The sequence below is a fragment of the Streptomyces sp. SID14478 genome (assembly GCF_010548525.1).
Lineage (GTDB): Bacteria > Actinomycetota > Actinomycetes > Streptomycetales > Streptomycetaceae > Streptomyces.
On sequence record NZ_JAAGMG010000701.1, the window covers coordinates 1 to 7,952 of the forward strand.

At 72.3% G+C, this 7,952-nt stretch carries 7 protein-coding genes; all 7 read left to right on the plus strand.

What is annotated here, in order from left to right; all coding sequences use genetic code 11:
- The first annotated feature begins 148 nt into the window (after positions 1-148).
- Positions 149-1,471: an acylneuraminate cytidylyltransferase gene (locus G3I40_RS23345; RefSeq protein WP_164304079.1), complete on the plus strand. Its 1,323-nt coding sequence runs from the start codon at positions 149-151 to the stop codon at positions 1,469-1,471.
- A 14-nt stretch (positions 1,472-1,485) separates the two neighbouring features.
- Positions 1,486-2,427, plus strand: coding sequence for an N-acetylneuraminate synthase family protein (locus G3I40_RS23350; RefSeq protein ID WP_164304080.1), 942 nt, complete (start codon positions 1,486-1,488; stop codon positions 2,425-2,427).
- A 72-nt stretch (positions 2,428-2,499) separates the two neighbouring features.
- A complete protein-coding gene (locus tag G3I40_RS23355) occupies positions 2,500-3,528 on the plus strand; it encodes a hypothetical protein (protein WP_164304081.1) in 1,029 nt (342 codons plus the stop codon).
- Positions 3,529-3,643: 115 nt separating this feature from the next.
- Entirely contained in the window at positions 3,644-4,591 is a 948-nt protein-coding gene (locus tag G3I40_RS23360) for a 5-dehydro-4-deoxyglucarate dehydratase (protein ID WP_164304082.1), read from the plus strand.
- A 63-nt stretch (positions 4,592-4,654) separates the two neighbouring features.
- The gene (locus G3I40_RS23365) at positions 4,655-5,980 is read left to right on the plus strand and encodes a gluconate:H+ symporter (RefSeq protein ID WP_164304083.1); all 1,326 of its coding nucleotides are present in this window, start codon (positions 4,655-4,657) and stop codon (positions 5,978-5,980) included.
- Positions 5,981-6,016: 36 nt separating this feature from the next.
- Complete coding sequence (locus G3I40_RS23370) at positions 6,017-7,357, plus strand: enolase C-terminal domain-like protein (protein WP_164304084.1); 1,341 nt, start codon at positions 6,017-6,019, stop codon at positions 7,355-7,357.
- Positions 7,358-7,578: 221 nt separating this feature from the next.
- A partial coding sequence (locus G3I40_RS23375; RefSeq protein ID WP_164304085.1) for an MFS transporter occupies positions 7,579-7,952 on the plus strand: 374 nt, incomplete at its 3' end.

Sequence of the window (7,952 nt, forward strand, 5' to 3'; positions counted from 1 at the left end):
AGGAGCCGGGGCCCGTGCGGCAGGTCGTGCGCCGGGCCGCCCGCGGCGCCTACCGGCACGGGGTGCAGCGCGTCGCCCCCGTGATCCGCCGGATGGGGGAGCTGTGAGCCACCCCCGAACCCCCCAACTCCCCGAAGGAGAAGCGCAGATGACCGATCCCGAAGCGGGTGAGCCGGCGGCCGTGGTCCGCCGCGTCCTCGCCGTGATCCCCGCCCGAGGCGGTTCCAAGGGCGTCCCGGCCAAGAACCTCGCCCAGGTCGGCGGCGTGCCCCTGGTGGCCCGCGCCGTGCGCGAGTGCCTCGCCACCCGGCACGTCACGGACGTCGTCGTCTCCACCGACGACGCGGCCATCGCCGACGTCGCCCGCGGGGCCGGCGCCGAGGTCGTCACCCGGCCCGCGGCCATCGCCGGGGACAAGTCCAGCTCCGAGGCCGCCGTGCTGCACGCCATGGACGCCCACGAGGCGCTGCACGGCGCGGCCGCGGGCCCCGTTGAAGTAGTCCTGCTCGTCCAGTGCACCAGCCCCTTCCTCGTCCGCGAGGACATCGACGGGGTGGTCGGCGCGATCGTCGCGAACGGGGCGGACAGCGCCCTGACCGTCGCCCCCTTCCACGGGTTCGTGTGGCGCGACGCGGCGGACGAGCCGCAGGCGATCGCCGGGGAGCGGGCCGCGTCCCTGGGCGGCACCGACACCCTCGTCACCGAGGCCCAGGCCACCAGCGGCGGCTACGGCGTCAACCACGACAGGGCCTTCCGCCAGATGCGCCAGGACCGGCCCCAGGACCTGCTGGAGACCGGCGCCGTCTACGCCATGGAGGCCACCGGCTTCCGCCGCCACGGGCACCGCTTCTTCGGCCGCACCGACCTCGTGCGCACCGACCCCGCCCGGGTCCTGGAGATCGACGACCCGCACGACCTGGCCCGCGCCCGCGCGCTGGCCCCCCTCTTCGACCAGCGCACCCTCCCCACGCGGGAGGACATCGACGCGGTCGTCCTCGACTTCGACGGCACCCAGACCGACGACAAGGTGCTGATCGACTCCGACGGACGGGAGTTCGTCACCGTGCACCGCGGTGACGGCCTCGGCATCGCGGCCCTCCGCAGGAGCGGCCTGGACCTGCTGATCCTGTCCACGGAAGTGAACCCGGTGGTCGCCGCCCGGGCCAGGAAGCTCAAGATCCCGGTCCTGCACGGCATCGACCGCAAGGACCTCGCACTGAAGCAGTGGTGCGAGGAGCAGGGCATCGCGCCCGAGCGCGTGCTCTACGTCGGCAACGACGTCAACGACCTCGCGTGCTTCGCCGTCGCCGGCTGGCCCGTCGCGGTCGCGAGCGCCCATGACGTCGTGCGCGACGCCGCACGCGCCGTCACCACCGTCCCCGGTGGCGAGGGCGCGATCCGGGAGATCGCCGGCTGGATCCTCGGCGCCTCCCTCGACCCCCTGACCCCGCTCACCCCGCTCGACAAGTAAGGAACGCCATCACCATGTCTGTCCTCAACTCCCGCCTCCGTACCTTCGGTTCGCGCACAGCGGGCCCCGGTCACCCCGTCTACATCACCGGTGAGATCGGCATCAACCACAACGGCGACCTGGAGAACGCGTTCAAGCTGATCGACGTCGCCGCCGAGGCCGGCTGCGACGCCGTCAAGTTCCAGAAGCGCACCCCCGAGATCTGCACCCCGCGCGACCAGTGGGACATCGAGCGCGACACCCCCTGGGGCCGGATGACGTACATCGACTACCGCCACCGCGTCGAGTTCGGCGAGGACGAGTACCGCCAGATCGACGCGCACTGCAAGAAGCGCGGCATCGACTGGTTCGCCTCCCCGTGGGACACCGAGGCCGTCGCCTTCCTGGAGAAGTTCGACGTCCCGGCCCACAAGGTGGCCTCCGCCTCGCTGACCGACGACGAGCTGCTGCGTGCCCTGCGCGCCACCGGCCGCACGGTCATCCTGTCCACCGGCATGTCGACGCCGAAGCAGATCCGGCACGCGGTCGAGGTCCTCGGCAGCGACAACATCCTGATGTGCCACGCCACGTCGACGTACCCGTCGGTCGCCGAGGAGCTCAACCTCCGCGTCATCAACACCCTGCAGGCCGAGTACCCGAACGTCCCGATCGGCTACTCCGGCCACGAGACGGGCCTGCAGACCACGCTCGCCGCGGTCGCCCTCGGCGCCGCCTTCGTCGAACGCCACATCACCCTCGACCGCGCCATGTGGGGCTCGGACCAGGCCGCCTCCGTCGAGCCGCAGGGCCTCACCCGCCTCGTCCGCGACATCCGCACCATCGAGGCCTCCCTCGGTGACGGCGTCAAGAAGGTCTACGAGTCCGAGCTCGGCCCGATGAAGAAGCTGCGCCGCGTCGCGGGCGTCGTCGCCGAGTCGGAGATCGCCGTCGCCGCCGGTGAGCCGGTCGGCGTCTGATCCTCAACTCCTGGGCGGTCCGGCGCACTTGACGGTGCGCCGGACCGCCACGGCGTCCCTGGGGAGGGTCGCATGTCTGGCAATGGCAGTACGTTGTGCTTCGTCGAGAGCCCGGTCCAGCTGCTCAACGTCCTGGAGTGGGCGCACCGCGCCGAGGTCACGGCGACCGTCGTGGTGCTCTCGCCCACCGATCCGATGACCCGCGGCCAGCTGCGCCGCATGGCCGAACTCGCCCGCGGGGAAGGCCACACGGTCCGCTGGGAGGAGGCGCGGGGCGGCCCCGGCGCGCCCTTCCAGACGATCGGCGGCCTCGCCGGACCGCTGCGCCGGGCGGAGCGGATAGTGATCGGCGATCCCTTCTCCCGCTACGTACAACTGCTGCTGACGATCACTCGCGCCCGCGACCTGGTCGTCGTCGACGACGGCACCGCCACGATGGAGTTCATCTCCCAACTGGCGCGCGGGGAACGGCTGGTGCGCTGGCACCGGCGCGGCGGCCGGCCGGGCCCGCGCGACATCGTGTTCGGCCCCGTCTCCTCCTCGGCCCGGCGCCGGCTCACCCCGCGCCCGGGCCGCCGGACGGTCTCCCTGTTCACGTCCATGCCGGTGGACGAGACCCCCGAGGACGTCGCCGTCCTGGCGAACGACTACGCGTGGACCCGCGCCCGCTTCGGCCCGCCCCGCCTCACGCGCGGCGCCGACCTGGTCGGAACGTCCCTGGTGGAGACGGGAGTCGTGGACCTCGACCGCTATCTGCAGGCGGTCCGCGAGCTGTCCCGCGCGCACGGCGCCACCCGCTACTTCGCCCACCGCCGCGAGAGCTCCGACAAGCTCCACCGCCTCGCCGTCGAGACGGGCCTGGAAGTGGTCCGCCCGGACCTTCCCCTCGAACTGATCGCCCGCCGCGGCCCGATAGGCCGCACGATCCTCAGCTTCCCCTCCACCGTGGTGCACACCCTGCCCATCGCCCTCGCCGGAACCGGCGTGAAGGTCGCGGTCTGCGAGATCGACCCGTCGTGGCTGACGCAGGGCGTCTCCGATCACGCGCAGGGGTTCCTCGCGGGGATCGCGGGATCGGCGCGGGGGGTGCGGATGGTGTGAGGCGGGTTCGTGGAGGCACGAGGTTCGGCGCCCTCACCCCATTGACCATGCCAGGTTCACAGATCTAGCCTCCATTCTCATACGTAGACGACGTCTGCATACGGGAATGGGGTTCATGGTGGGGATCGCGACGGACACCGAGGCCGAACGGGTCGCTCAACGACTGCGCGACGGGATGGCGGGCGGTGTCCTGTCGTTCCCGCTCACCAGCTTCGCGCCCGACGGCAGTCTCGACCCGGACGCCTACCGGGCCTACCTCACCGGCACGTTGGCCACCGCCCCCGGCGCGGTCTTCCCGGCCTGCGGCACCGGCGAGTTCTTCTCCCTCGACGAGGACGAGTACCGCACCGTCGTACGGGCCACCGTCGAGGCCGCCGACGGGCGCACACCCGTCGTGGCGGGCATCGGCTACGGCTGGGCGCAGGCCCTGCGCTTCGCCCGGATCGCCGAGGAGGCGGGCGCGGACGCCCTGCTCGTCATGCCGCACTACCTGACCGCCGCCCCGCAGGCCGGCCTGGTCGAACAGGTCCGCAGGATCGCCGCCGGCACGCGCCTGCCACTCGTCGCCTACCAGCGCGGCCAAGTCACCTTCAGCGCCGACAGCCTGCGCGAGATCGCGGCGCTGCCCACCGTCATCGGCGTCAAGGACGGGCACAGCGACCTGGACCGCCTGCAGCGCCTCACCCTCGCCGCCCCCGACGGCTTCCTGTTCTTCAACGGCGCCTCCACGGCCGAGATCCAGGCCCGCGCCTACGCGACCGTCGGCGTCCCCGCGTACTCCTCGGCCGTGCACGCCTTCGCGCCCGAGATCGCCGACGCCTTCTTCGCCGCCCTGCGCGCCGACGACGAGGCGAGGCTGACGACACTGCTGCGCGAGTTCTACGTGCCCCTCGTCGAGCTGCGTGACCGGGTCCCCGGCTACGCCGTCTCCCTGGTCAAGGCCGCCGCCCGGCTGCGCGGCCTGCCCGTCGGCCCGGTGCGCGCCCCGCTCGCCGACCCGGGCCCGCGCGACCTCGCCGACCTGGAGAAGGTGCTCGACCACGGGCTGGGCCTGGTCGGCTGACCCGCCGCCCGCCGCTGCGTACCCGCACCGCTCAGTACCCGCACAGTTCAAGGGAGAACTGGCATGCCGCTCCTCGTGGTCGGGATCAGTGTCCTGGTCCTGCTGCTCCTCATGACCCGGCTGAGGCTGAACGGCTTCATCGCCCTGCTGCTCGTGGCCGTGGGCGTCGCCGTCGTCCAGGGCATCCCCGTGGCGTCCGTCCCCGACGTCCTGTCCAAGGGCATCGGCGACCAGATCGGCGACACGATGCTCACCATCGGGCTCGGCGCCATGGTCGGCCGGGTGATGGGGGATTCGGGCGCCGCGCAGCGCATCGCCGGCCGGCTCCTGGACGCCTTCGGGCCGCGCGGCGTCCAGCTCGCCATGATCGTCACGTCGGTCCTGATCGGCGTGACCATGTTCTACGAGGTCGCGTTCATCATCATCGTGCCCGTCGCGTTCACCCTGGTCCGGGTGGTCCGGACGAACCTGCTCTGGGTCGGCCTGCCGATGTCGATCACCCTGTCGACGATGCACAGCTTCCTGCCGCCGCACCCCGGTCCCGTCGCCGTGGCCAGCACCTTCCACGCCTCGGTCGGCCACACCCTGCTGTACGGCCTGTGCATAGCCGTCCCGGTCGGCGCGGCGATCTCCCTCGTCTGGCCGCGCCTGCCGTTCGTCAGGAAACTGGACCCGGCCATCCCGCCCGGCCTGGTCAGCGACAAGGAGTTCGACGAGCACGAGATGCCGGGTCTCGGCTGGTCCCTGTCGGTGGCCCTCTTCCCGGTCGTGCTGATCGCCGGGGCGTCCGTCACCGACATGGCGACCGACTCCGAGAGCCCGCTGGTGCACACCGTCGCGTTCCTCGGCTCGGCCCCGATCGCCCTGCTCCTCACCCTGGTCCTCGCGATCTGGGCGTTCGGCCCGCGCATCGGCCGCCCCCTGAAGGAGGTCACCGCCTCCTGCGCCTCGGCCGCCCAGGCCATGGCGATGATCCTGCTCGTCATCGGAGCGGGCGGCGCCTTCAAGGAAGTACTCGTCGAAGGCGGCATCTCCGACTACATCAAGGACCTCACCGACACCTGGTCCGTCTCGCCGATCGTCCTCGCCTGGCTGATCGCCGCCATCCTGCGCCTCGCGCTCGGCTCGGCGACGGTCGCCGTGGTCACGGCCTCCGGAGTGGTGCTCCCGCTGCTCGCGGGCCAGCCGGTCAGCCCCGAACTGATGGTGCTCGCCGTCTCCTGCGGCTCGCTCGCCTTCAGCCACGTCAACGACCCCGGGTTCTGGCTCTTCAAGGAGTACTTCAACCTGTCGCTGCCCGACGCCATCAAGGTCCGCACCGGCTACACGACGGTCCTCGCCCTCCTCGGCCTCGGCGGCGTCCTCGCGCTGAACGCGGCCGGCATCTGACCCCCCTCCACCTCCGCCACGCCTGCAAGGAATCCGATGAGAAAGCCCCCGCAGCAGCCCACCGTCACCGAGTTCGCCGTCTACCCCGTCGCGGGCCGCGACTGCATGGAGCTGAACCTCTCCGGCGCCCACGGCCCCTACTTCACCCGCAACGTCGTCGTCCTCACCGACTCCGAGGGCCGCACCGGGCTCGGCGAGGTGCCCGGCGGCGAGAAGATCACCCGGACCCTGCGCGACGCCGCGTCCCTCGTCGTCGGCGCCACGGTCGGCGACTACAAGCGGGTCCTGCGCGCGATCGGCGACCGCTTCGCCGACCGCGACACCGGCGGCCGCGGCGCCCAGACCTTCGACCTGCGCACCACCGTGCACGCCGTCACCGCGGTCGAGTCGGCGCTGCTCGACCTCCTCGGACAGCACCTCGACGTCCCGGTCGCGGCCCTCCTGGGCGACGGCCAACAGCGCCACTCCGTACGCGTCCTGGGCTACCTCTTCTACGTCGGCGACCCGGACCGCACCGACCTCGACTACGCCCGCGAGCCGGACGCGGACGTCGACTGGTACCGGACCCGGCACGAGGAGGCGCTGACCCCCGGCGCGATCGTCCGCCAGGCCGAGGCGGCGTACGACCTCTACGGCTTCCGGGATTTCAAGCTCAAGGGCGGCGTCCTGGCCGGAACCGAGGAGGTCAAGGCCGTGCGCGCCCTCAAGGAGCGCTTCCCCGAGGCCCGGATCACCCTCGACCCGAACGGTGCGTGGTCCCTGCGCGAGGCCGTCGAACTGTGCGCCCCGCTCACCGACGTGCTCGCCTACGCCGAGGACCCCTGCGGCCCCGAGGACGGCTACTCGGGCCGTGAGATCCTCGCCGAGTTCCGCCGCGCGACGGGCCTGCCGACCGCGACCAACATGATCGCCACCGACTGGCGCCAGATGACCCACGCCCTGGCCCTCCAGTCCGTGTCCATCCCCCTCGCGGACCCCCACTTCTGGACCATGCAGGGCTCGGTCCGCGTCGCCCAGCTCTGCAACGCCATGGGTCTGACCTGGGGTTGCCACTCCAACAACCACTTCGACATCTCGCTGGCCATGGTCACGCACTGCGGCGCGGCGGCCCCCGGCGCGTACAACGCCCTGGACACCCACTGGATCTGGCAGGAGGGCATGGAACGCCTGACCGTCGCGCCGCCGCGCATCGTCGGCGGCGAGATCGCCGTCCCCGACGCGCCGGGCCTCGGCGTCACCCTGGACACGGACCGGCTCCTCGCGGCCCACGAGCTCTACCGGTCCAAGGCGCTGGGCGCCCGCGACGACGCCGTGACGATGCAGTACCTCGTCCCGGGCTGGGAGTTCGACGGCAAGCGCCCCTGTCTCGTGCGCTGAGGCCCCCGGAAACCCGGTGGACGCCGTGCCGGGCCGCTGCCTACGCTGCCCGGCATGAGCTCCCCCGAGTCCGACAGACTCCGGCCACCGGCAGCCGTCCGGTGGCCTTCTTCCGTGCGGCGTTGAGGCTCCCTTCGGGTCCCTGCCTCCGCTGACACCTGCCATCGCCCGGACTGCCGTACCGCGACCACCTTCGCCTTCGTACGGTCACGGAGTCCGCTGTGCCCTTCGCGCTCTACCTGCTCGCCCTTGCCGTCTTCGCGCAAGGAACCTCCGAGTTCATGCTGTCGGGCCTCGCCCCCGACATCGCCCACGACCTGGGCATCTCGCTGCCCGCCGCCGGATCGCTCACGTCCGCCTTCGCCGTCGGCATGATCGTCGGAGCGCCGCCGGCCGCGGTGCTCGCGCTGCGCCGCTCGCGCCGGGCGGCGCTGGCCGGATTCCTGACGGTGTTCGCGCTCGCCCACGTCGTCGGCGCCCTCACGGGGAGCTACGCCGTCCTCCTCGCCACCCGCGTCGTGGCCGCCCTCGCCAACGCCGGGTTCCTCGCGGTGGCCCTGGCCACGGCGGCGTCCCTCGTCGCCCCGGACGCCAA